Annotated in this window: 22 protein-coding genes; 10 read left to right on the top strand and 12 right to left on the bottom strand. The window is 64.2% G+C overall.

What is annotated here, in order from left to right; genetic code table 11:
• Nucleotides 1-52 precede the first annotated feature (52 nt).
• From tssC to tssA, 3 genes are read right to left on the bottom strand one after another with little or no spacing between them, the layout of a single operon-like run.
• On the bottom strand, nt 53-1,558 hold the full coding sequence (gene tssC / locus CK222_RS16045; RefSeq protein WP_066989059.1) for a type VI secretion system contractile sheath large subunit: 1,506 nt from the start codon (nt 1,556-1,558) through the stop codon (nt 53-55).
• A gap of 3 nt (nt 1,559-1,561) precedes the next feature.
• Complete coding sequence (tssB, locus tag CK222_RS16040) at nt 1,562-2,098, bottom strand: type VI secretion system contractile sheath small subunit (RefSeq protein WP_066989057.1); 537 nt, start codon at nt 2,096-2,098, stop codon at nt 1,562-1,564.
• Nucleotides 2,099-2,103: 5 nt separating this feature from the next.
• Entirely contained in the window at nt 2,104-3,303 is a 1,200-nt protein-coding gene (gene tssA, locus CK222_RS16035; RefSeq protein WP_067327623.1) for a type VI secretion system protein TssA, read from the bottom strand.
• A 332-nt stretch (nt 3,304-3,635) separates the two neighbouring features.
• Here tssA and tssH point away from each other — a divergent pair, with 332 nt between their 5' ends.
• The 9 genes from tssH (at nt 3,636) to CK222_RS15990 (ending at nt 13,387) form a co-directional block, all read left to right on the top strand.
• On the top strand, nt 3,636-6,476 hold the full coding sequence (gene tssH, locus CK222_RS16030) for a type VI secretion system ATPase TssH (RefSeq protein ID WP_095801000.1): 2,841 nt from the start codon (nt 3,636-3,638) through the stop codon (nt 6,474-6,476).
• 96 nt (nt 6,477-6,572) lie between these two features.
• On the top strand, nt 6,573-6,881 hold the full coding sequence (locus tag CK222_RS16025) for a hypothetical protein (RefSeq protein WP_245433063.1): 309 nt from the start codon (nt 6,573-6,575) through the stop codon (nt 6,879-6,881).
• Nucleotides 6,882-7,163: 282 nt separating this feature from the next.
• A complete protein-coding gene (locus CK222_RS16020) occupies nt 7,164-8,366 on the top strand; it encodes an ABC transporter substrate-binding protein (RefSeq protein ID WP_095800999.1) in 1,203 nt (400 codons plus the stop codon).
• An 80-nt stretch (nt 8,367-8,446) separates the two neighbouring features.
• Nucleotides 8,447-9,313, top strand: coding sequence for a branched-chain amino acid ABC transporter permease (locus tag CK222_RS16015; protein WP_095800998.1), 867 nt, complete (start codon nt 8,447-8,449; stop codon nt 9,311-9,313).
• A 7-nt stretch (nt 9,314-9,320) separates the two neighbouring features.
• The gene (locus CK222_RS16010; RefSeq protein ID WP_095776296.1) at nt 9,321-10,301 is read left to right on the top strand and encodes a branched-chain amino acid ABC transporter permease; all 981 of its coding nucleotides are present in this window, start codon (nt 9,321-9,323) and stop codon (nt 10,299-10,301) included.
• Between the two features lie 3 nt (nt 10,302-10,304).
• A complete protein-coding gene (locus CK222_RS16005; protein WP_095800997.1) occupies nt 10,305-11,084 on the top strand; it encodes an ABC transporter ATP-binding protein in 780 nt (259 codons plus the stop codon).
• Complete coding sequence (locus CK222_RS16000) at nt 11,081-11,803, top strand: ABC transporter ATP-binding protein (RefSeq protein ID WP_066989044.1); 723 nt, start codon at nt 11,081-11,083, stop codon at nt 11,801-11,803. Before CK222_RS16005 ends, CK222_RS16000 begins: the two co-directional genes overlap by 4 nt.
• A gap of 11 nt (nt 11,804-11,814) precedes the next feature.
• Complete coding sequence (locus CK222_RS15995) at nt 11,815-12,561, top strand: aspartate/glutamate racemase family protein (RefSeq protein ID WP_095800996.1); 747 nt, start codon at nt 11,815-11,817, stop codon at nt 12,559-12,561.
• 118 nt (nt 12,562-12,679) lie between these two features.
• Nucleotides 12,680-13,387: a GntR family transcriptional regulator gene (locus CK222_RS15990; protein ID WP_095800995.1), complete on the top strand. Its 708-nt coding sequence runs from the start codon at nt 12,680-12,682 to the stop codon at nt 13,385-13,387.
• A 191-nt stretch (nt 13,388-13,578) separates the two neighbouring features.
• Here the strand turns inward: CK222_RS15990 and CK222_RS15980 are convergent, their stop codons facing one another.
• A complete protein-coding gene (locus CK222_RS15980) occupies nt 13,579-14,535 on the bottom strand; it encodes a LysR family transcriptional regulator (protein WP_095800994.1) in 957 nt (318 codons plus the stop codon).
• A gap of 221 nt (nt 14,536-14,756) precedes the next feature.
• On the opposite strand from CK222_RS15980, the gene CK222_RS15975 reads away from it, so the two are divergent.
• Nucleotides 14,757-15,314 (top strand): hypothetical protein, encoded by a 558-nt coding sequence (locus CK222_RS15975; RefSeq protein ID WP_095800993.1) that lies wholly within the window; start codon nt 14,757-14,759, stop codon nt 15,312-15,314.
• On the opposite strand, the gene CK222_RS15970 is transcribed toward CK222_RS15975, so the two are convergent.
• From CK222_RS15970 to CK222_RS15935, 8 genes are all read right to left on the bottom strand, one after another.
• Nucleotides 15,280-16,338, bottom strand: a complete 1,059-nt coding sequence (locus tag CK222_RS15970) for an ROK family protein (RefSeq protein WP_245433053.1) — start codon at nt 16,336-16,338, stop codon at nt 15,280-15,282. The two genes, CK222_RS15975 and CK222_RS15970, sit on opposite strands and share 35 nt — an antisense overlap.
• Nucleotides 16,338-17,060 carry a ribulose-phosphate 3-epimerase gene (locus CK222_RS15965; RefSeq protein ID WP_095800992.1) on the bottom strand — a complete coding sequence of 241 codons (723 nt, stop codon included), beginning with the start codon at nt 17,058-17,060 and terminating at the stop codon, nt 16,338-16,340. Before CK222_RS15965 ends, CK222_RS15970 begins: the two co-directional genes overlap by 1 nt.
• On the bottom strand, nt 17,057-17,875 hold the full coding sequence (locus tag CK222_RS15960; protein ID WP_095800991.1) for an alpha/beta hydrolase: 819 nt from the start codon (nt 17,873-17,875) through the stop codon (nt 17,057-17,059). Before CK222_RS15960 ends, CK222_RS15965 begins: the two co-directional genes overlap by 4 nt.
• Nucleotides 17,875-18,693, bottom strand: a complete 819-nt coding sequence (locus CK222_RS15955) for a sugar phosphate isomerase/epimerase (protein ID WP_095800990.1) — start codon at nt 18,691-18,693, stop codon at nt 17,875-17,877. Before CK222_RS15955 ends, CK222_RS15960 begins: the two co-directional genes overlap by 1 nt.
• Nucleotides 18,693-19,769: a Gfo/Idh/MocA family oxidoreductase gene (locus CK222_RS15950; RefSeq protein ID WP_095800989.1), complete on the bottom strand. Its 1,077-nt coding sequence runs from the start codon at nt 19,767-19,769 to the stop codon at nt 18,693-18,695. Before CK222_RS15950 ends, CK222_RS15955 begins: the two co-directional genes overlap by 1 nt.
• A gap of 4 nt (nt 19,770-19,773) precedes the next feature.
• The gene (locus tag CK222_RS15945) at nt 19,774-20,595 is read right to left on the bottom strand and encodes a sugar phosphate isomerase/epimerase (protein ID WP_095801123.1); all 822 of its coding nucleotides are present in this window, start codon (nt 20,593-20,595) and stop codon (nt 19,774-19,776) included.
• Between the two features lie 63 nt (nt 20,596-20,658).
• Nucleotides 20,659-21,501 (bottom strand): carbohydrate ABC transporter permease, encoded by an 843-nt coding sequence (locus CK222_RS15940; protein ID WP_095800988.1) that lies wholly within the window; start codon nt 21,499-21,501, stop codon nt 20,659-20,661.
• 5 nt (nt 21,502-21,506) lie between these two features.
• Nucleotides 21,507-22,403 carry a sugar ABC transporter permease gene (locus CK222_RS15935; protein ID WP_095800987.1) on the bottom strand — a complete coding sequence of 299 codons (897 nt, stop codon included), beginning with the start codon at nt 22,401-22,403 and terminating at the stop codon, nt 21,507-21,509.
• Nucleotides 22,404-22,471: the final 68 nt, after the last annotated feature.

Here is a 22,471-nt window from a genome sequence, read left to right as displayed (position 1 = left end):
ATTGTCTTTCTCCACCGCTCTCAAACCAAACAAGATGACTATGCTTGCGATTTCACCCCTTCACTGACGGCAGTTCGGACACCAGCCGGAGCGAGGCATTGATGCCTTCCAGCTGGTAGTGCGGACGCAGATAGAAACGGGCGTTGTAGTAACCGGGCCGGCCTTCGACACTGTCGACCTGGACCTCGGCCGCGGCGAGCGGGCGCTTGGCGCGCGCCTTGTCGTCGGCAAAGGCTGGATTGGCCAGCACGTACCGGTTGATCCATTCGGTCAACCAGATCTGCATGTCGGTGCGTTCCTTGAACGAGCCGATCTTGTCGCGCGCGATCGCCTTGAGGTAGTGGGCGAAGCGCGAGACCGGGAACAGGTAGGGCAGGTTGGCGCTGAGCCGCTCGTTGGCCTGCGCGTCGGGATCGACCAGACGCCCGGCTCGGGTCTCGTCGTCCTGCAGCGAATGGGCGCCGATGAAGGCCGCAAGGTCGGTGTTCTTCCGGTGCAGGATCGGCATCAGGCCGAGTTTGGCGAGCTCCGCTTCGCGCCGGTCGTCGATAGCGACTTCCGTCGGGCATTTCATCGCGATCGATCCGTCGTCGGTCGGAAACGCGTGCACCGGCAGGTTGAGCACCGTGCCGCCGTTTTCGACGCCGCGGATCTGTGTGCCCCAGCCAAAAAGCTTGTGGCTGCGGTTGATGTTGACGCCCATCGGGAAGGCGGCGTTCATCCAGACATATTTGTTGTGGTCGCCTCCCACCTCTTCCTCGAAGGTGAAACCCTTCACCGGAACGGTTTCCGAGCCGTAAGGCAGGCGCGCCAGCACCCGCGGCATGGTGAGGCCGATATAGCGGGCGTCCTCGCTCTCGCGCAGCGACTGCCACGAGGCATAGGCCGGGTTGTTGACGATCATCTGCAGGTCCTGCGGGTTGGGCAGTTCCTGCCAGCTGTCCATGCGGAACAGGCGCGGCGAGGCGGCGGCGATGAAGGGCGTGTGCGCCGAGGCGCAGACGCCGGAGATGTTGCGCAGCAGGCCGACGTCGCGCGGATGGTTCGAGAATTCGTAGGCGCCGAGAATGCAGCCGATCGGCTCGCCGCCCAGCATCGAATACTCGTCCGTATAGACCTTCTTGAAGATCGGGCTCTGGTCCCACATCTGGCCTTCATAGTCTTCCAGCGTGTCGGCCAACTGTTCCTTGGAGATGTTCATCACCCGGATCTTGAGCTTCGTATCCGTCTCGGTGTTGTTGACGAGATACCAGAGGCCGCGCCAGGTGCCTTCCATCTCGCGCACTTCCGGCGCGTGCAGGATCTCGTTGACCTGCGTCGTCAGCATCTTGTCGATGCCGGCGATCAGCGACTTGATCGACTTGATCGCATTGGACGAGATGGTGGTGGTTTCGGAGCGCGACTGCGCCGCCAGCGCCAGGTTGCGCACCAGCTGCTGGAGCTTCTCGCTGTCGTCCTTCTTGACCTTGAAATCCTTTTCCAGGAGGCCGCTGAATTCGCCGAGGTCAATCGCTTCCGCCTCGGCGGTGGCGGCTGCGGTTTTTTGCTGTTCAGCCATGACTTACTCCTCGCCCTTGCCCTCAGAAATCGCCTGGCCGGCGATCTTGCTCAGCAGCGGTTCGTTGTTCAGAAGCTGCGCGATGCGCTTTTCGGCGTCGACGCGGCCGTCCATGAAGCCGAGCAGCTCTTCGAGCTGCCGGCGCATCTTGAGGATCTCGGCCAGTTGCGGGACCTGCTCAGCGATCTTGTCCGGCGCGAAATCGCCCATCTTGGAGAAGGTGAGATCGATCGCGAGCTCTTCGTCCCGCTCGGCGCCCTCGGCTTGCGGGAGTGTGTTCTTTACTCGTGCCTTCACCCGCGGCCCCATGGCCTCCATGAACTTCGGGAACCGATTGGCGTCGGTCTCGACGAAGTTGCGGTCGAGCACTGACTTCACCGCTTCCTTGGTCTGTGAAGCGCCGGAAAGATCGGCCATCACGGCCATGACGAACGGCAGTTCGATCGTTGTCGGGCTGCCGTAGGTCTCGACGTCATAGGCGATCTGCACGCGCGGGGCGCGGTTTCTTTCGATGACCTTCGCTTTGCTCTCTGCTGGCATGCTTGTTACCTTTCATCCTTCTGGGCCGGCTTCTTCGGATCGGGGACACCGGCAAGCAGCCGGAACTCCTTCAGCCCCGATGGGGCGAGATCTTCCATCAATTCCACGAAATCCATGTGCACCATGCGGCGCACGCGGCGGGCGAGATGCGGGATCGGGCTCGACGGCTCGGTGCGGTCATAAAAGGCGACGACGAGATCCAGGCATTTGACGACGTCGTCGCGCGAGGTGATCCGGTCGGGCAGCCCGGCGCCCGGTTCCGCATAGCTTGCGACACTTGCCATCGATTCGGCTCCCCTCGCTTCGGCGCCCATCCTTTCGGCGCCATGGCCGTTTGGGCCGGGCGCTGCCGGTTCCGCCGGCTGCGGGATTGGCTTTGCGGCCCCGTTCGCCCCGGCACCGGCGGCGGAATTCCGCTCCAGCGTCGTCAGCAATCGCTGCAGGAAGCGTCTCAATTCCGGAATGGCGGGGCCATTGCCGTCGATGCGCTTGTTGAGGGCGGCGTCGACCTCGTCGAGAGCGGCGATCACCGCGCGGGCGTCGGCGAGCAGCGAGGTCATCGCCTCGCCGGCCTGATCGACTTGCGCCTTGCACCCGGTGCGCACCCGGTTCACCAGCTGGTTGTGGCCGCTCACCAGCGCCGCCTTTTCCGCCGCGCCCAGTCCCGAAGCAGCCTCCTGCAGCATGACGTGTTCGTCGAGGCTGCCCTTCTCCAGGTCCTCTCCCTTGATCGGGCCGACCGTGCGCGGCGCAAAGAAGACCATGCCGCGCAGATCCTTGAGCAGCCCGTCCTGGCTGTTTTGCAGGTCGATCAGCGCATTGATGCGCCGCAAGGCAGCCTCGCGCGGCGTGGCGCCAGAGCGCAGTGCCGGATGCATCGTTTCCCAATGCCTGTCGAAGGTTTGGGCGATCAGCGTCAGGCCTTCGGCGAGCCCGCCCAGCTGTTCTTCGTTGGCAAGGGCACGCACAACCAGGACGAGGAGGCGCAGGTCCCGCCCGTGCGACCGCAACTCCTCCGCCTTGGTGAGTACGACGGACCAGTCGACCGGAACATCGACTTCCGATTTGTTGTTTCCTTCGTATTCGACCTTTTTCTGCTGTTCGGTCAGGCGCTCCAGCTCATGAAAGGCCGGGTCGTTACGCAAGTCCTCTCCCGACGGATTTTCACCGTTCAGAGGATTCAGCCAGAGTGCGAGATCAATCACACTAACCCCCAGCCAGCGGCCCTGAGACCCTATGTGACGCAACGTTACCACCGGCCTCGCGTCACGACAATTGAGCAGCTGCTCAAAAACTAACGGATGCTAAACGCGACCGTTTCTTTCAGCAAAACCCATTGCGCGATTGCCGGGCCGGGTATGTGAAATGGCTCGCATAGCCCGGACCGCAATCCGGTATTTCTTGCACGACATTGCAGAGCTTGTGTAACCGGGCAGTGCCGCCCGGATGGATCCAAACGCCTTATCCGTCACACGGCTTTGTCAAGCCGCCGCTTATATGGCAGGGTACGGTTGGCAGATTGCGGGAGCAGGTTCGAATGGAACAGCGCCGGTCATCGCAGAGCTTCAAGCGTAAGGAACTGGTCGCCAAGCTCAACGCCACGGGGGTGCGCGCCTTCAAGGCCGCGGCCGACACGGCCAAGCTGCGCGGCAATCCTTATGTGGAGCTCGTCCACTTCATCCAGCAACTGGTGCTGTCCGAGCGCTCGGACGTGCAGATGATCATCGCCGATGCCGGGTTGGACGTCAGCCGGCTGACGGCTGACATGACCCGGGCCATCGACAAGCTGCCTTACGGCGCGACCTCCGTCGAGGAATTCTCCGATCACATCTTCCACGCCATCCAGGAAGGCTGGAACCTGGCGACGCTGGAGTTCGGCGTCGAGGAGGTGCGCAGCGCCCATATCCTCCTGGCCTGCCTGAGGACGCCGGTACTGGAAGGCCTGGTGTCGAAAATCAGCGCCGAATTCGACAAAATCGATGCCGACGGCGTCGTTTCCCGTTTCGCCGATGTCACCGAAGGCTCGCTCGAAGCCGGCACACCTCCCGCCTCTGCCGCCGCCGAACAGCCGATGAAGCGCGGTCCGGGCGGAGATTCGGCGCTGGCCAAATACGCGACCGACCTCACGCTGCGCGCCCGCGACGGCAAGATCGACCCGGTCGTCGGCCGCGACCCGGAAATCCGGCAGATCGTCGACATCCTCATGCGTCGCCGCCAAAACAACCCGATCCTGACCGGCGAGGCCGGCGTCGGCAAGACGGCGGTGGTCGAAGGATTTGCGCTCCGCATCGCCCAGGGCGACGTGCCGCCGACGCTTGAGAATGTCAGCGTGCGCATGCTCGATGTCGGGCTGATGCAGGCGGGCGCCAGCGTCAAGGGCGAGTTCGAGAAGCGGCTGAAGGCGGTCATCGACGAGGTTCAGGCCTCCGAGGTGCCGGTCATCCTGTTCATCGACGAGGCGCATACGCTGATCGGCGCCGGCGGTGCCGCGGGCACCGGCGACGCCGCCAATCTTTTGAAGCCGGCGCTGGCGCGCGGCGAGCTGCGCACCATAGCCGCCACGACCTGGGCCGAATACAAGCAGCATATCGAGAAGGACCCGGCGCTGACGCGCCGCTTCCAGGTGGTCAAGATCGAGGAGCCGTCGGAAGCTGTGGCCGTGCTGATGCTGCGCGGCGTCGCCGGCGTCCTGGAGCAGCACCACAAGGTCCAGATACTGGACGAGGCGATCGAGGCGGCGGTCGCGCTCTCGCACCGCTACATTCCGGCCAGGCAACTGCCGGACAAGGCCGTCAGCCTGCTCGACACGGCTTGCGCGCGCGTTGCGGTCTCGCAGCATGCGACGCCGGCCGAGGTCGAGGACATTCTGCGCCGCCGCCAGGCGCTGGAGGTCGAGAGTGGCATCATCGGCCGCGAGGCGGCGATCGGCATCGAGGTCGCCGACCGTCAGGCTCGCGTCGATGCCGGGCTGGCGGAAACCGAGACCACCTTAGCCGCCGCCCAGGCGCGCTGGGATCGCGAGAAAGCACTGGTCGCCGAGATTCTTGACCTGCGCGCTAAACTGCGCGGTGAAGGTGTGCCGCTCGATGCGGCGGGGGGGGAGGCCGGGGAGGAAACCGTAGCGGCTGAGCCGGCTGCGTCCGAAACTCCCGAAGCAAAGGCGCCCGAGAGCAAGGCGGCTGAAACCAAGCCCGCGAAATCCAAGGGCTCGAAAGCCAAGGCGGCGAAGGGCGAGGCGGTCGAACCCGAGGCGGTCGTCGGAGAAACGATCGCCGAGGGATCGGCCGGTTCGTCTGCCGATCTCGCGCGGCTGCGCGAGCTGATGGCGGAGCTTGCCGCGGCGCAGGGCGAGACGCCGCTGATCCTGCCTTCGGTCGATCGCAATGCGGTCGCCGCCGTGGTGCAGGACTGGACCGGCATCCCGACCGGTCGGATGCTGTCCAGCCAGACCGAGAAAGCGCTCAGGCTGGCCGCGACCCTTTCGGAACGCGTGGTCGGCCAGGATCACGCCATGGAGATGATCGCCAAACGTGTCCAGACCAGCCGCGCCGGCCTTGGCGCGCCGGAAAAGCCGGTCGGCGTATTCCTGCTCTGCGGCCCCTCCGGCGTCGGCAAGACCGAGACCGCGCTGGCGCTTGCCGAGACGCTTTATGGCGGCGAGCAGAACCTGATCTCGATCAACATGTCCGAGTTCCAGGAAGCGCATACCGTCTCGACGCTCAAGGGCGCGCCGCCCGGCTATGTCGGTTACGGCAAGGGCGGCATCCTGACCGAGGCGGTGCGGCGCAAACCCTATTCGGTGATCCTGCTCGACGAGGTCGAGAAGGCGCATCCGGACGTCCACGAAATCTTCTTCCAGGTCTTCGACAAGGGCATGATGGACGACAGCGAGGGCCGGCGCATCGATTTCAAGAACACGTTGATCCTGCTCACCTCGAATGTCGGCTCCGACGTCATCATGGACCGCACCAAGAGCGGCACCGTGCGGACCGGCATCGACGATCTCGACGCGGCCCTGCGCACTCCGCTGCTGAAAGTTTTCCCGGCCGCCTTCCTCGGTCGGGTGGTCACCATACCCTATTATCCACTGTCGGATTCGATGATCGAGGCGATCGCCCGCCATCAGTTCGGCAAGATCGCGCGGCGGCTTAAAGCAACCAACGATGCCGAACTGGTCATCGGCGACGGCGTCATGAATCTGGTCAAGGCGCGCTGCACCGAGATCGAGTCCGGCGGCCGCATGATCGACGCCATCCTCACCAACACGCTGCTGCCGGAGCTCAGCCGCGGCGTGCTCAACCGCTCGCTGGAGGGCGCGAAGATGACGAAGGTCACCGTCGGCGCGTCCAAGGAAGGTTTTACCTACTCCTTCGAGTAGCCGCAGCAACTCCGGGGAAGGAGTGTAGCGCCCAATCGGGCCAAGCTATTTTGAATGTGGAGTCGGGGAACTTTTGCTCCGCTGCCGATTTTGGATATGCTGCTGATCCGAATGGCCGGAAGGGTGCCGCCGATGACGAAAAACCTTGCGATCTCCGCTCTCGTTCTGGCCACGGTCATTGGCGTGTCCGGCGCGGCGTTCGCCGGCGACCGGCAGCTCAAGCGCCCGGTCGAGCAGGAGCGCTACGTTCCGGCCCAAGGCGACCTCATCGACATCCTGTTCGGCGGACCGCGCTACTATGACGCCATGCTGGTCACTTCGGCGGCGGGCGCATGTTCGTACCACCGGAGGGGGCCGGACGCGAACGCGCTGAACAAAATCAACGACCATCACTGCGGAAAATAAGGTCTGCCCCGCGCCATTCGTACGGGCCAGCCGTCGGCAAGCCGCGACCGCCTCCATTGATCATGCCGCGAACTGATCGTTCGCCGAGGTGGCTGGCCGTTCGGACAGCCAGTCCTCAGCCTGCCCCGCGGTTGGGCCGCTCTGCCGTCGCACACATTCAGCCCAAACATTGTATACAATAACAAAGAAATCTGTTGACAATCTGTCCCAGGCGGCTTCCCATAGGCTGTCCGCGCAGCCAATGAGCAAAAACAAAAGCGCGATAACCAGAAGGGAACCGATATGATCAACCGACGCTCGACTTTGAAATCGCTGGTGCTTGGCGCCGTCTCGACCCTGGCCATGGCCGCCATAGGCATCCCGTCCGCGCAGGCTGAAAACAAGGAACTGAAGATCGGCTTTGTTGGTGTCACCAGCGGTCCCGCCGCCGCCTGGGGCACGTCCAATGTGCGCTCGATGCAGACGCGCGCCGCCTGGCTCAACGAAAAAGGCGGCGTCAAGATCGGCAACGACACCTACAACATCAACATCGTCACCTTCGACGACCAGAAGGATCCCAAGCGCGCCATCGCCGGCATGGAGAAGATGGCGCAGGAGGGCATCCACTATGTCGTCGGACCCAATGTCGATGACGGCGCTGCTGCGGTGCGCCCTGTCGCCGAGGCCAACGGCATCATCTATTTCCCCTACGCCTTCCCGAAGGCGCTCTACCAGAAGCCGGCCTCGAACGCCGTGCTCGGCATGATCGCCAACTACCAGTCGGGCCCGGCGATCTATAAATACCTCAAGGAAAACAAGGGCGTGAAGACGATCGCCTTTGTCGCCGCGAACGAATCCGACCCGCTCAGCCAGCGTGACAGCGGCGTCGAGGCGGCCAAGGCGCTCGGGCTCGACGTCGTCGCGCAGAACGACACGTACCAGAACGACACCCGCGACTTCACGCCGGTGCTGACCCCGATCGTCGCGCTGAAGCCCGATCTGCTGGTGCTGTCCGGCGTGGCGCCGGCCAACGCGCCGCTGCTCATCCGCGCCGCCCGCGAGCTCGGCTTCGAGGGCCTGATCTCGACCGAGACGGCGCAGGACGCCAAGGTTCTGGAGGAGGGCGCCGGCGAATACGCCAACGGCTTCATCTCCGTCGGCGGTGCCTCGACGCCGGAGATCGCTTCCGACGAGATGAAGGAGTTCGTCGCCCGCTACACCAAGATGTTCGGCGAGTATAACGACGAGTCCAATACCAAGGTCTACGCTTTGGAGTACATCATCGAGACGATGAAGGCCAATCCGGCCGCTATCAACAATGTCGACGAATTCAAGAAGACCATGGACACCTTCTCGGCGCCCAACCCCTTTCTCAAGGGCGACGCCAAGCTGAGCTATGTCGGCGCGACCTCCTTCGGCCAGAAGCGTCAGCTAGCCGTGCCGATGGTGGTCAACGAATACAAGGACGGCGCTTTCCAGACCCTGTTCGTCGGCTCCGTCGACTAGGTTTGGGTTCCTAAGGTTACTTCCTCCCGAATGCCGGGGGTCCGGGCGATGCTCGGACCCCGCGGAAGATCGAAGGATCCATGGAACAGGTCATCGCCAACGGATTGTATCTCGGCGCCCAGTACGCGCTGATCGCGCTCGGGCTAACCCTGATCTTCGCCCTGATGAACGTGCTGAATTTCGCCCACGGGCAGATGTACGTTCTGGGCGGGTTCATCACCTATACCGTCTACGGCCAACTCGGCCTGCCTTTCGTCGTGGCGCTGCTGGCCTCCGGCGTGACGCTCGCCGTCATCGGCGCGCTGATGGAGAAATTCCTCTTTCGAACGGTTATCCGCCGCAGTCACCGCGAGGAGAGCACCATGCTGCTCGCCGCCGCGACGGCCTTCTTCTTCGACGCCGTCATCCTGCTCATGTTCGGTGAGAAGCAGCGCGGCGTTCCCAAGATCGTCAAAGGCGTCTTCAACGAGGCCGGCATCATCATGCCTTATGACCGCCTGGTTGTCGGCGCTCTGGCCATCGTCTTCATCGCCGCCTTTGTCCTTTACATGCAGTACAGCCGGGTCGGCCGCGCCATGCGCGCGCTCGCTCAGGACCGTGTCGCGGCCCAGCTGATGGGTGTCAGGGTCGACCGCTATTCCATGATCGGCTTCGCGCTCGGTGCCATGCTGGCGGGCGTTGTCGGCGGCCTGCTGGTCACCATCACCGGCGTCAATTCCGGCATTGGCGGCCCGATCTCGATCAAGGCCTTCCTGATGGTGATGATCGGCGGCGCCGGCGTCGTCGGCGGCGCGATCGCCGGCGGCTTCATCCTCGGCATGATGGAATCGGTTGGCCTCACCGCGCTGCGCGAATATGGCGACGTCACCTATCTCGTCATCTTCGCCGCCCTGATGGTGTTTCTGTCGATCCGCCCCAACGGGCTGATGGGCAAGCCGTGGGGTTGATCGCGCCATGACCCGCAATCGCAACATGAAGATCGCTTCGGTCGCAGCCTTCCTGGCGATCGTCTTCATCGCCGTGCCGGCCGCGATCTCGGCCAGCGGCCGCATCGACCTCTACTACACGCTGACTTCGGTGGCGCTGCTCAGCATCGCCAGCGCCGGCGTGTGGCTCACCTTCTACATCGGTCGCATCAATATCGGCCAGGGCGCCTATGCGCTGATGGGCGGCTATGTCTCGGCCATACTGGTGATGAACCACGGCTGGTCGTTCTGGCTGACGCTGCCTGTCGCGGGTCTCTTCTGCGCCGGCGCGAGCGTGCTGATCGGTCTGCCGATCCTGCGGTTGCGCGGCGTCTATTTCGCCATGGTGACGCTGGTTCTGACCGAGGTCGTGCGGCTCTTGGCGCTGGCGCTGCCGATCACCAACGGCGCCAAGGGCATCGTCAGCATCCCGCTGCCCGGTGCGCTCTCGGTCTTCGGGCTGACCATCATCCCGGACTTCGCCACGCTGCAGAATTCGCGGCTCGCGTTCTACCTGCTGGCGGTCACGCTGATGGTGGGCTGCTTCGCGGTGATGTATCGGCTGGTCAACTCGCGCATCGGCAAGCTCTGCCAGTCGCTGCAGCAGAACGAGGAACTCGCCTCCTCGATCGGCGTCAACATCGCCTATCTGCGCGTCATCGCCTATGCGGTGTCCTCCTTCTTCGGCGGTCTCGCCGGCGCCATCTTCGCCGCCATCTCGCAGTCGATCTATCCGTCGAGCTTCACGGTCACCGATTCCGTCAACTTCATGCTGAACTGCTTCCTCGGCGGCCTCGGCTACGTGTTCGGTCCGATGCTCGGCACGCTGGTGCTCTATTTCGGCTGGGACCTCTTGTTCCAGACCGGCCAATTCCAGCTCCTGATCTATTCCGGCCTGATGATCGTTTTGATGCTGGTGCTGCCAAACGGCCTGCTCAGCCTCACGGTTCCGACCCGGAAGAAGGCTTGAGCCATGGCCGAAATGCTCGAAGTTTCCGGCATCACCAAGCGCTTCGGCGGTCTCGTCGCGGTTAACAACGTCTCCTTCTCGGTGCGCGAGAAGGAGATTCTCTCGGTCATTGGTCCGAACGGCGCCGGCAAATCGACGCTGTTCAAGCTGATCTCGTCGTTCCTCAGGCCAACGTCCGGCGAGGTCCGCCTGAAGGGTGAACGCATCTCCGGCATGGCGCCGCATATCGCCGCGCGCAAGGGCGTCGTGCGCACCTTCCAGGAAACGACGATCTTCAAGAACATGAGCGTGCGCGACAACGTCATTATCGCGCATCATCTGCGCTCGAAGGCGAGCCTCGTCGGCTTCTTTCTCGGCACCGGCACGGCCAAGGCCGACGAAGCGGCTTTCGGCCAGTCCGCCGACGAGATCCTGGCGCTGCTCGGCCTGGCTTCGCTTGCCAGCGAGATCGCCCGCAACCTGCCACATGGCCATTTGCGGGCGCTGGGCATCGCCATCGGCCTTGCCACCGATCCCTCGATCCTGCTGCTCGACGAGCCCTTTGCCGGCATGAATCACGACGAGACGATGCGCATGGTGGCGATGGTGCGGCGCCTGCGCGATCTCGGCCTCACCATCCTGCTCGTCGAGCACGACATGCCGGCCGTGATGAAGATCTCGGACCGTATCGTGGTGCTCAATTTCGGGCAGAAGATCGCCGAGGGAACACCGTCGGAAATCCAGGCCAACGAGAAGGTCATCGAAGCCTATCTCGGCAGCGAAGACGAGGCGATCGGGCTATGAACCAGATCCTGAACTTCGCCGGCGTCGAACTCTATTACGATCACGTCTATGCGCTGAAGGGCGTCTCGCTCGAGGTCAATGAGGGTGAGACCGTCGCGCTGATCGGCGCCAACGGCGCCGGCAAGTCGTCGATCCTGCGCGCCATCACCGGGCTCAACCGGATTAGGTCCGGCGAGATCCACTACAGCGGCAAGCGCATCGACGGCGCCGCTCCAGACGAGATCGTCAAGATGGGCATCGCCATGGTGCCGGAAGGGCGCCGCGTCTTTCCCTATATGACGGTCAGGGACAACCTTTTGATGGGCGCCTTCACGCGCTCGAGCAAGGCCGAGATCGCGGCGACCTTGGAGATGGTGCTGGGGCGCTTTCCCCGGCTGAAGGAGCGCTTCTCCCAAGCTGCCGGCACGATGAGCGGCGGCGAACAGCAGATGCTGGTCATCGGCCGCGCGCTGATGGCCAAGCCGAAGCTTTTGCTGCTCGACGAGCCGTCGCTCGGAGTCGCGCCAAAACTTGTCCAGGACATCGCCCGCTCGATTGTCGCCATCAACCGCGACGAGAAGGTCAGCGTTCTGTTGGTCGAGCAGAATTCCCGCATGGCGCTTCGCATTTCGCAGCGCGCCTATGCGCTGACCACCGGCAGCGTCGCCCTGAGCGGCAACTCCGCCGAACTGCTGAGCGACGACCGGGTCAAGCGTCTTTATCTCGGCGGCGAGATCTGAGGCTGATTTCCATGCGCATACTCGTCATCAACCCCAACACGACCGCTTCGATGACCGGCAAGATCGGCAAGGCGGCGACAAGCGTCGCGTCCTCAGGAACCGAGATCGTCGCTGTCAATCCGGCCGATGGGCCGCCGAGCATCGAGGGCTATTTCGACGAGGTGTTTGCCGTACCGGGCATCATCGCCGAGATGAGCAAGGCGCCGGCGGCGGATGCCTATGTGATCGCCTGCTTCGACGATACCGGGCTCGACGCCGCGCGCTGCGCGACCGAAGCGCCGGTCATCGGCATCGGCGAGGCGGCCTTCCATCTCGCCAGCCTTGTCGCCGGCAAGTTCAGCGTGGTCACCACGCTTGCCCGCTCAGTCCCCGCCATCGAGCACAACCTTGCGAAATACGGTCTTTCCTCGCGCTGCGCCAAAGTGCGCTCGTCGGAAGTCGCCGTGCTCGAGCTTGAACGGCCAGGCTCGAACGCCAGGCATCGGATCTCGGACGAGATCGCGCGCGCCATTCGCGAGGATCACGCCGAGGCGATCGTGCTGGGCTGCGCCGGCATGGCCGACCTTGCGCACAGCCTGTCGGAAGAGCATGGCGTTCCGGTGCTTGACGGCGTCGTCTGCGCCGTCACCCTGGCCGAGAGCCTGTTCAAGGTCGGCTTGAAGACATCGAAGATCGGCGGCTATACCGCCCCGCGAGGCAAGCGTTTCGCGGGTATCTTCGCTTCGGCGTCTCCCCCGGGCGCCGGTTCGCCTGGCTAAACGTGGCCCCGGGAGATCGGTCCCGCGGGATTGACCGGGGCGCGAGCGCCATTAGATTGGACCGGCCGCTGGCGATTTGGGGGCAGAGCGGGCCGCGTCGGGCCTGCGCATTGAAAGCATGTTGACGGTACTCAGAGAAGCCGATCGCGACGACAAGCCGGCAGCGCGCTGGTCGCCGATCTACTATGGGCTGAGAGACGCCATCGTCAGCCATCGTCTCGCCCCGGGCACCAAGCTGCCGGAGGACGAGCTGGCGTCGATCTATTCGGTGAGTCGCACCGTCGTCCGCGCCGCCTTGCAGGCCCTTGCGCATGACCGGCTGGCGCGGCTGGAGCCCAACCGCGGCGCCTTCGTCGCACAGCCCTCCAAGATCGAGGCGCGCGAAGTGTTCGAGGCGAGGGCACTGATCGAACCCAAGGTGGCGGCGCTCGCCGCAAAGGCTGCGGTGCCCTCCGACATCGCGCAATTGCGAATGCACCTGGAGAAGGAGCATGAGGCGCTGCATGCCGGTCGCGACAGCGACGCCATCATGCTGTCGGCGCGCTTCCATGTCGGCATCGCCGAAATCGCGGCGCATTCGGTCTTCACCAACTTCGTGCGCGACCTCGTCTCGCATTCCTCGCTGATCATCGCGCTCTACTGGAAACGCCGCGACGCGACCTGCGAGAAACATGCCCATCACGCGCTGGTCGACGCCATTGAAGCCGGCGACAGCGCCGACGCCGCGGCGCTGATGAACAGCCATCTGGTCGATCTGCTCTCGGGGCTCGATCTCACCGACAAGGTCGAGAAGTCCGACAGCCTCGCTGATCTGCTCCGCGCCTGAAGGAAGCGTGTGCCCCGTTAGGCCGAGATAGGCTGACACCCCTGGCGCGGGTCAGCGCCACCAGCGGCGAGATCAGGCCTTGCTTCATCGTGTCATGCACCTGCGGAAGCCGCACCACCGATACTTTGACGCCGGCCTGCGCTATCGCCACCCCATCCAGTCGTGGATCGCTGCCCGATCGGCCTGATGCGCTAAACCTGAGCCTGCCGTTCCCGTGGCCGTTTTCGGGAGGTCTCGGCGCCGCCTCGATGCCTGATGTGATCGATGAATGCGCGCAGTTTGGGCAGGACCTGATGTTTTTCCGGGTAGTAGAGGAAGACACCCGGCGATGTCGCGGCGAAGGCCGAAAGCAGCGTTTCGAGGCGCCCGTCCGCGAGCGCCGCGGCGGCAATCGGGCTGGGCACCTGGGCAAGCCCGGCGCCCTGGATCGCAGCGCCAAGCAGCGTGGGATAGTCGTGTGCAATGAACGGCCCGGAAACGATTGCCTCGACCGCCTTGTTGCCTTTGGCGAAGCGCCACGGCGCGACCGAACCGTTCGATCGGCGCAGGCGCAGGCAGGCATGGTGGCGCAGATCCTCGATGCGCTCCGGCGTTGTTCGCTGGCGTAGATAGTCGGGACTGCCGACGACCACCATCGGGAAGGACGGCGTCAGTCGAACCGCGACCATGTCGGCCGCGATGAGGTCGCCGAGCCGGATACCGGCGTCGAATCCCTCGGCTGCGAGGTCCGCCAACTCGCCGCTAGCGACGATCTCCAGCTCAATCTCGGGATAGGCCTGGCAGAAGGATGCGATCATCGGCTCCAGCAGCGTCGGCACCACCGCAGGCGGAACCGACAGGCGCAAAAGTCCAGCCGGCCGCTGGCCGATTTCGCGCGCGACCTCGCTTGCTGCTACCAATTCCTCGAAGGCTGGCCGGGCGCGCGAGAAAAAACGCTCGCCGGCTTCGGTCAGGCCGACGCTGCGTGTCGTGCGGACGAACAGCGCGGCGCCGATGCGCGCTTCCAAAGTCCGCACCGCCTGGCTGATCGCCGATGGCGTGACGCCGAGCTCCGCCGCCGCCTTGCGGAAATTGCGATGCCTGGCGACGCTCAGGAACGCCTCGACGCCGTCGAGGGCGCCATGCCGGACTGTGAAGTTTTGCTTCATGACCCATTGAGATTATCGCGGATAATTCCCGGCACAAAGCGGTCGTATCTGTGTTGTCGATTGGAAGGCTGGAGGGAAGTGGCAATGACCGACGATTTGGATCGCGTGCGGTTGCGGGCGTCGGGGCCGCCGCCTTCGCTAAATCTCTGTTGGAAGGCCGTCTCGGTATCCTGAAGGCGGTATTCGAAGCCGTTCCAGCCAATCTCTAACGGGAGGCAAGTATGACGCCGGCCACGATCTTCAACATCCATCTCGTCCTGGGCTACGTCCCGTGGCTGCTCTGCTTCGGCGCCTATATCTGGCCGAGGCTCAGGCTCATGGACCGCGTCGAGGCGCAGCGCGCCATCGCGACGCTGCACAGCTTCCGCTTCTTCGGGCTGGTCTTCCTGGTTCCGGGCGTGGTTGGCCCGAACCTCCCGGCGGACTTCGCGGTCTTTGCCGCCTATGGCGATTTCGCGACCGGGCTGCTGGCCATGCTGGCGCTGCTTGGCGTGAAGCGGTCCTCGATCTTCTGGCCGTCCGTCGCGGCCTTCAATCTGGTGGGAATAGTCGACCTCGTCGGCGACTACTATCACGGCACCGTGCTTCATCTGCCCGCGCAGGCCGGGCAGCTGGGCGCCGCATACGCGATCCCGATCATCTATGTGCCCCTGCTGATGATTACGCACGTGGCCGCCCTTTATCTTCTGGCACGACCTCAGCCCAAGACCGAGGCGGGCGCGGACAATAGGAAGGCGGGCGGTCTCAGTTCCCTTCGCTCTCCTTCATCCGTTCGATGATCGATCGGGCCGAAGCGCCGGTCGTTTCGCCGAGCTTCGTTTGCTCGTTCTGCACCATCGCCAGCGCCGTTCCCGGCTCGCCCTCCCACAGGATCAGGCTTGCCGCGCCGACCAGCCCGGCGCGATCGCCGAGCTCGGCCGGCACGATCGGCACGTCGCGATAGGCTTGCATGGCGCGTTCCTCGACCGTCGCCCTGATGCCCGGCGCCAGCAGATCGAACCCGTTTGCGAGGCCCCCCCCCATGACGATCAGGTCAGGCGAATAGAGATGCAGGAGATTGGTGAAGCCGATGCCCAGCCATTTCGCCTCGGTCTCGACCAGTTCGCAGGCGACCGCGTCGCCGGCGCGCGCGGCATCCACGACATGCCGGGCCGAGACGTCGCCGTGGTCGGAAAGACGTCTGAGCACCGAGCCGTCGCCTGGCTTGGTAAGCCGCGTCGCCCGGCGCCCGAGGGCGGTGCCGGAAGCAACGGCCTCGAAGCAGCCGACGTTGCCGCAGAAACAGCGGTCGCCTTCGCCGGTGATCGTCATGTGGCCGATCTCGGCCGCGAGCCCGCGCCTTCCATGGTAGATGTGGCCATCAGCAACCACGCCGCCGCCGATGCCGGTCGAGACGGTGACGAACACCAAGGAGCCCGCGCCGCGGCCGGCGCCGAAACGCCACTCGCCGAGCGCCGCGGCATTGGCGTCGTTCTCCAGCCGTACCGGCAAGCCGAACTGGCGGCTGAGGATGTCGATCAGCGGCACGTTGTGCCAGCCGGCGAGCGTCGGCGGCCCGATGACGATGCCTGCCTTGGGGTCGAGCGGCCCCGGCGCGCACATGCCGATGCCGCTGACCTTTGCCTGCGGGTGTTCTTTAAGCAGCCTGTCCGCAAGCGCGATGATCTGGCCGATGACCGCTTCCGATCCGGCGCCGGCAAGCGTCGGCGCCGAGACGCGCTTAACGACTTCGCCGCTGCGCTCGACCAGCGCGCCGCGCAGTTCCGTGCCGCCGAGATCGAAGGCAAGGGCGATCGTGCTCATCAGGCGGCGGCCTTCAGTCCATGCAGCCAGGCCATGCGCTGGGCGAGATCGGGATCGCCGAAAGCGAGCGAGCCCAGCACCACCGTGTCGGCGCCGGCGGCACGCAGCAGCGGCACCGTCTCATGGCGGATGCCGCCATCGGCTGCGAGCCGGATGTCGGCCTCGCGGCCGGCCTTCCTCATCAGCGCGCGAGCCTCGGTCAGCCTTGGGCAGGCCTCCTCGGACAGGCTCTGTCCCTTGACCCCGATCGAGGTGCCGAGCAGCGTCACGAAGGCCACGCGTGGCAGGAACGGCTCGATCGCTTCAAGGGGCGTCTCCAGCCGCAGCACCACGCCGGCCTCCGCGCCGAGCTCACGCGCCAGCTTCACGGCGCGCAAGCCTGCCGCGCCATTCTCGGCATGGATGGTTACGAGATCGGCACCAGCCTCGATGAACTGGCGCGTCTGAGCCTCGACGATCTCGGCCTCGACCATCAGATGGACGTGGATCGGCTTCGCCGTCAGCTTGGCGATGCGCGCCACCATGTCGGGGAAGAACAGGAAGCCTGGCGTGAAGCGGGCATCCGCCACGTCGATATGGTGCAGATCGACATGGGCTTCGATGCGCTTCAGGTCGCGCTCCATATTGGCGAGATCCGCCGACCACAGCGAGAATTCGCCGATAAGCCGGTTGCGCGGCAGTGCGGCTATTGCCGCGGGTCCGGAGACGGGTTTGGCGGTCATGACGGAATGAGGCTCCGGGCATTCGAGTTGGACTGGAGGAAGGAACTGATCTGCTCGTGCAGTTCGATGAAATGTCTGGCGCTGTTGCGCGCCTTCGGCGTGATTTCGGCGAAGACCGCGCGGGGCATCGCGGCGGCAAGCGTGTAGGCGCTCGACAGCGGATGCACCGCGTCCATCGCGTTGCCGACGACCAGCGCAGGAATGTCGAGCGCCGCGACGTCGCGGTCGCAAACGCCTGGACCGTCGCCGGCGATGTCGGCGAGCACTTGCGCGAACTCCTTGGCGTCGGGCCGGTCGAAATAGCCGAGCAGCGAGGACAGATTGTCGGGCGCCTCGCGGTAGAGCCGCGTGGCCGTGTCCGATCGTGCGAAGATCGTCCGCCCTTTGTCGGCCCCGTGTTCCAGGATGAGCTCGGCGGCCTCGGTGATCGGCTGCATGTTCTGCGGTGCCGGCGAAAACGTCCATGCCGGCCGCACCAGGACCAGGGCGGCGACGCGCCGCGGATGACGGCAGGCGAGGCGAAGCGCGATCGCGGCGCCCATCGAGACGCCGCCGGCAACGAAGCGGTCGAGGCCGGCACGATCGGCGGCGGCAAGCACATCGTCAGCGAAGATTTCGAACGAGAACGGCCGCCGCTTGCCAAGCCCAGAGCCGCCATGCCCGCGGCATTCCAGCGTGATGCGCCGGAAGCCTGCGGGGAAAGTCTGCGCGACCTGCGCCTCGCCGCCGCCGAGCCCATGCTGAAAGACGACCGCCAGGCCTTCGCCGGTGTCGGTCATATGCAGCGTGGCACCGTCGCGCAGCAGCGTGCCCATCACATGAGCCCCTTGAGGAAGCGGGCGACGCCCGGCGCTTCCTCGGCCGAAAGCCCGTGCGTCACCAGCGGCCCGTCGAAGCCTGTGGCCCTCAGGCGAGCGACGAAGTCGTCGAAGTCGACCACGCCTCGTCCGGCCGTGGCGAAGCGCCCATCGGCGAAACGGTCCTTGGCGTGCGCAAGCGCGACATGACCCGCCGTGCGCTCGACCGCTTCGGCAACGATGCCGCGTGCCTCGTCGGCATTCGCTCGCTCGAACAGATTGGCGGGGTCGAGCACGATGCGCAGCCGCTCCGAGCCTATCTCGGAAATCAGCCGCACGGCGTCATCGGCGGAGGTCACGATGTTGGCTTGCTCCGGCTCGATGCCGAGATCGACGCCGTGGCGCTCGGCGAGCTGAAGCGCCTTCTCCATTTCCCGCGCCATGTCGGCCCAAGCCGAGGGATCGGCATTGTCGGGGTGGTGCGCCCATTGGTCCTCGGCGTTGCGCGTTCCGGTGCACAGTGTCACCAGCGGGATCGAAAGCCTCGCGGCTGCCTCAATGACCACCCCGAGCCGCCGCAGCCCGTCATCGCGCACCCGGCTGTCGGGATGCGCCATGTTGTAGGTTCCCGACAGCGCGACGAGACCGACGCCGCTAGCCTTGGCCGCTGCGTCGATGGCGCGGATCGTCGCGTCTGGAACATCGTCCGGCACCGACGGCAGGCCGGCGCAGGCAAGGTTGAACTGGGTGACTGCGAAGCCCGCTTCGCGAACGGCGGCGAGCACGCCGGCCGGCTCGCCGCCTGGAAAAGCCTTGGCGAACACCCCGACCTGCATCAGACCGCTCCGGTGACGCCGGCGAGCTCAACGCGCTGGCCGCTTTCGACCGAGCGGGCGATCGCCACCATGGCGCGGATCGAAGCGAGCCCGTCCTCCACGGTAGCGCCGCGCTGCGGCGCGCCGTTGAGCACCGTGCCGGCGAGGCCTTCCAGTTGGCGGCGGAAGAAGTGGCCGTCGGCGCCGAGCGGCTTGCGCGACGTCGCGTCCTTCTCATGAAAAATGTCGACCTCGCTGGCGCGGAAATACCAGGGATTGAAGGTCTTCGCGATCACCGAGCCGTTCTCGCCATAGAGCTGGAAGCCCTCGTGCCAGTCCATGCGCACCGCAACGGTCAGGTCGAGATGGCCGAGCGCCCCATTGGCGAACTCCGTCTCGACGAACCAGCAATAAGCGCCGAAGCGTTGGTTGAGCCGCGCGCGCACGGCGGTGATGTCGCCGCACAGGAAGCGCGCCGTGTCGACCAGATGCGAGCCATGCGCCAGCATGAAATACTGTCTCAGGTCCGCCTTCGGATTGCCGGCCGGCTTCCTCGCCAGCTTGCTGGTGACGGGCAGCGGCTGCACGGCGTCGGTATTGGTGTAGCGATGAGTGGAATCGCAATACCAGGCCTTCAGCGCGAGGATCTCGCCCATCTCGTCGCGCACGAAATCGCGCGCCGCCTCCAGCGCCGGGTCGAAGCGCTTCATATGCCCGACCTGAAGCACCTTGCCGGAGCGCTTGACCGCTTCCGCCAGCCTCTCGCCTTCTTCGACGGAAATGCCGATCGGCTTTTCGCAAAGCACGTGCTTGCCTGCTTCGAGCGCCCTGATCGACATCGGCACGTGGTAGGCGTCGGACGTCGCGACGATCACCGCCTCCAACTTGGGGTCGGCGAGCATCTCGTCATAGTCGCCATACATTTTTTGCGGCTCGTAGGTGGCGCTCATGCGCGCAAGCAGGTCGGGCGCCGCGTCGCAGATCGCGTAGAGGTCGGCATTGGCTGCCTTCACGCAGGATTCCAGATGCGCGAACTGCGCGATCGGCCCGCAGCCGAGCACACCGACACGAAGACGACGGTCTTGTTTGCGGATCATCGCCTCAAGCCCCGTAGCCGCGCATGGTCTGGCGATTGGTCTTCACCGCGCCAGCCGGATCGGCGGCGGCGGTTTCGGATTCCTCCTCCAGCACCAGCCAGCCGTTGAAGTTGGGCGCGGCGCTTGCGATCTCGATCACCTTAGCCGTGTCGCAGACACCCTGGCCGAGCATCGCCCAACTGCCGTTGGCATCGACGTCTTTCAGATGCACATAGCGAATGCGGTCGCGATAGGTGGTGAGCGTATCGGCCATGTCCTGACGGCCGCGCAAGATGTGTCCGGTGTCCGGCACCCAGCCGACCAGCGATGGGTCAAGCAGGGAGAAGATGCGGTCATAATCGGCGCGGTCGAAGAGCAGCGTGTTGTGATGCGAGCTCGGATGCACAGCCACCTGCACGCCGGCCTTGCGCCCAAGTTCGCCGGCCTTGTTGTAGACCTCGGCGGCGATGGCGAATTTGTGGTCGCGCGGGCCGTCGGAGACGACGGTTGCCGAGCCCATCGACACCAGCGCTCCCGGAAAGGCGGCGGCGAAGTCGATCCAGCGACCGGCGGTTTCGAGGTCCTCGCCGATTTTCTCCTTGAGCGTGAAGCCGCTCTTCGAGCCGAAGGCGAACGAGACCAGCATGAGGCCGGATGCCTTCAACGCGGCGGCGAACTCCGCAGGCTTGCCGGCATAGCGACCGATCATCGTGTCGGTGATCTCGATGCCGGCATAGCCGCCGTCGGAAATCGCCTTGATGAGATCGTCCGGGCCGCCGCCAAAACGGTCGCCGAGCATCTCCCAGGTAAAAGTCTGGCAGCCGACTTTGAGGTCTTTCACGTTCATTCTTTCATTCCTTGATACCGCCCATTCCTTGGTGTCGCTCTGCGTCTTCATGGGAGGGACGTCCTACTTGACCGAGCCCGCGGTCATGCCTGCGAGGAAGAATCTCTGGGCAACGAGGTAGATGAGCAAAAGCGGTAACGAGCCGAGCACGCTCATCGCCATCATCTGGTTCCATTCGAAGGCGTGCTGCCCCATCAACAGCTGGATGCCGATCGGCACGGTGCGCATGGACGTCGACTTGGTCAGCGTCAGCGCAAAGAGAAATTCGTTCCAGCATAACAGGAAGGTGTAGACAGACGTCGCCACGATACCAGGCAGCGAGATCGGGACGATCACCCGCCAAAGCGCTGTCCAACTGGTGCCGCCGTCGACAGCCACCGCTTCATCGAGATCGCGGGGCAAGGTGTTGAGATATCCCGTCATCAGCAGGATCGCGTAGGGCAGCGTAAACACCAGGTAAGTCAGGATCAGCGCGATATAGGTGTCAAAGATGCCATATGAGACGACAAGCCCGAAGAAGGGGATGAGAAGCGTGATCGGCGGAATCGTCTGCGTGCTGATGATGAGTGTGTTCAGGCTGCCCTTGCCGCGAAAGTTGAAGCGGCTGAACCCGTAGGCCGCCAGCAAGGCGATCAGCACCGTCAGCACGGTCACCGCTGCCGCCACGAAGTAGCTGTTGAAGAAGAAGCGCAGCTTTACCGGGTCGCCAACGATGGCTGCGTACGCTTCCAGCGTGAAGGCCTTCGGCAGGATGGTTGGTGGCAGGGCAAAGATTTCAGTATTCGATTTGAACGAGCTGCTGAGCATCCAGTAGATCGGGAAGGCCGCGAAAAAGAGCCCCGCGGCAAGCGCGACATGCAGCGCGACGGTGATCAGCCTGTCTTTCGGCGTGTGCCTTTTCCTCATGGTGACTACCGAGCCTTTTGATAACGGACGTAGAACAGCGTCAGGCCAAGCGAGATCAGCAGAATGACCACAGCGCTCGCCGACGCCTGAGACAGGTTGTAGCTCGAAAACGCCAGCTTATAGGTGTAGGTGCTGAGGACCTCGGTCGAGTAGATCGGACCACCGCCCGTCGTTATCCAGATCAATGGGAAGACCTGCATGGTCCAGATGAAGTCGAGCAGCGAGATGCTGATGATGATCGGCATCAACTGCGGGATCGTGATGAAGATCAGCTTCTGGTAGGCCTTGGCGCCGTCGATATCGGCGGCCTCGTAGAAATCCTTGGGAATGCCCTGCAGGCCTGCGAGCAGGCTGACCATGAAAAGCGGGTACCCCGCCCAGATATTGGCGAAGGTGACGGCGTGCAGCGCGGTCTCGGGCGAGGAAAACCACTCGACCTTGGAACCGATGATGCCCATCTGCATGAGAATGCTGTTCACGACCCCGTTCGGCTCAAGCAGGAGGCGCCAGATCACGGCGATAATCACCGCAGTGAACAGCCAAGGCAGTATGTAGAGCACGCGCAGAATATTGCGCAGCATCGGATTGATGCGGTCGCTGTTCAGCATGAGTGCGAAGACCATGCCGATGGTCATGTGGAAAACGACACTCATGCAAGTGAAGTAGAGCGTGTGCCACAGCGAAGCCCAAAACACCGGATCGGCAAAGATCGCCTGGTAGTGTTTCAGTCCGGCAAAGGATGGGTCACGGCGCAGCACCGCGCTGTTCTGGAACGAATAGGCAATCACCGTCACCATCGGCAGCAGCATCAGAAGACCGATTATGAGGAGCGAGGGCGACAGATAGAAATAGGGTGCGACCGCTCGTTTCAGTCTGTGATGGGAGCGCTTCTGCGGGGTCATGTGCCAACCTTGAAATACGCCTTCAAGAGAAGGTGAGCTTCGGAACACGGGTCCACCGATCCGTTGTG

This window comes from Mesorhizobium sp. WSM3866, assembly GCF_002294795.1.
In the GTDB taxonomy this organism is placed as follows: domain Bacteria; phylum Pseudomonadota; class Alphaproteobacteria; order Rhizobiales; family Rhizobiaceae; genus Mesorhizobium.
Note: the sequence above shows the minus strand (reverse complement) of the source record. Positions and strands in the feature narration are given on the sequence as shown.

Bases quoted from the DNA above. Each gene is read 5' to 3' on its own strand.
- tssC (WP_066989059.1), bottom strand. From the start codon at position 1,558: ATGGCTGAACAGCAAAAAACCGCAGCCGCCACCGCCGAGGCGGAAGCG.
- tssB (WP_066989057.1), bottom strand. From the start codon at position 2,098: ATGCCAGCAGAGAGCAAAGCGAAGGTCATCGAAAGAAACCGCGCCCCG.
- tssH (WP_095801000.1), top strand. From the start codon at position 3,636: ATGGAACAGCGCCGGTCATCGCAGAGCTTCAAGCGTAAGGAACTGGTC.
- CK222_RS16025 (WP_245433063.1), top strand. From the start codon at position 6,573: ATGCTGCTGATCCGAATGGCCGGAAGGGTGCCGCCGATGACGAAAAAC.
- CK222_RS16020 (WP_095800999.1), top strand. From the start codon at position 7,164: ATGATCAACCGACGCTCGACTTTGAAATCGCTGGTGCTTGGCGCCGTC.
- CK222_RS16015 (WP_095800998.1), top strand. From the start codon at position 8,447: ATGGAACAGGTCATCGCCAACGGATTGTATCTCGGCGCCCAGTACGCG.
- CK222_RS16010 (WP_095776296.1), top strand. From the start codon at position 9,321: ATGACCCGCAATCGCAACATGAAGATCGCTTCGGTCGCAGCCTTCCTG.
- CK222_RS16005 (WP_095800997.1), top strand. From the start codon at position 10,305: ATGGCCGAAATGCTCGAAGTTTCCGGCATCACCAAGCGCTTCGGCGGT.
- CK222_RS16000 (WP_066989044.1), top strand. From the start codon at position 11,081: ATGAACCAGATCCTGAACTTCGCCGGCGTCGAACTCTATTACGATCAC.
- CK222_RS15995 (WP_095800996.1), top strand. From the start codon at position 11,815: ATGCGCATACTCGTCATCAACCCCAACACGACCGCTTCGATGACCGGC.
- CK222_RS15990 (WP_095800995.1), top strand. From the start codon at position 12,680: ATGTTGACGGTACTCAGAGAAGCCGATCGCGACGACAAGCCGGCAGCG.
- CK222_RS15980 (WP_095800994.1), bottom strand. From the start codon at position 14,535: ATGAAGCAAAACTTCACAGTCCGGCATGGCGCCCTCGACGGCGTCGAG.
- CK222_RS15975 (WP_095800993.1), top strand. From the start codon at position 14,757: ATGACGCCGGCCACGATCTTCAACATCCATCTCGTCCTGGGCTACGTC.
- CK222_RS15970 (WP_245433053.1), bottom strand. From the start codon at position 16,338: ATGAGCACGATCGCCCTTGCCTTCGATCTCGGCGGCACGGAACTGCGC.
- CK222_RS15965 (WP_095800992.1), bottom strand. From the start codon at position 17,060: ATGACCGCCAAACCCGTCTCCGGACCCGCGGCAATAGCCGCACTGCCG.
- CK222_RS15960 (WP_095800991.1), bottom strand. From the start codon at position 17,875: ATGGGCACGCTGCTGCGCGACGGTGCCACGCTGCATATGACCGACACC.
- CK222_RS15955 (WP_095800990.1), bottom strand. From the start codon at position 18,693: ATGCAGGTCGGGGTGTTCGCCAAGGCTTTTCCAGGCGGCGAGCCGGCC.
- CK222_RS15950 (WP_095800989.1), bottom strand. From the start codon at position 19,769: ATGATCCGCAAACAAGACCGTCGTCTTCGTGTCGGTGTGCTCGGCTGC.
- CK222_RS15945 (WP_095801123.1), bottom strand. From the start codon at position 20,595: ATGAACGTGAAAGACCTCAAAGTCGGCTGCCAGACTTTTACCTGGGAG.
- CK222_RS15940 (WP_095800988.1), bottom strand. From the start codon at position 21,501: ATGAGGAAAAGGCACACGCCGAAAGACAGGCTGATCACCGTCGCGCTG.
- CK222_RS15935 (WP_095800987.1), bottom strand. From the start codon at position 22,403: ATGACCCCGCAGAAGCGCTCCCATCACAGACTGAAACGAGCGGTCGCA.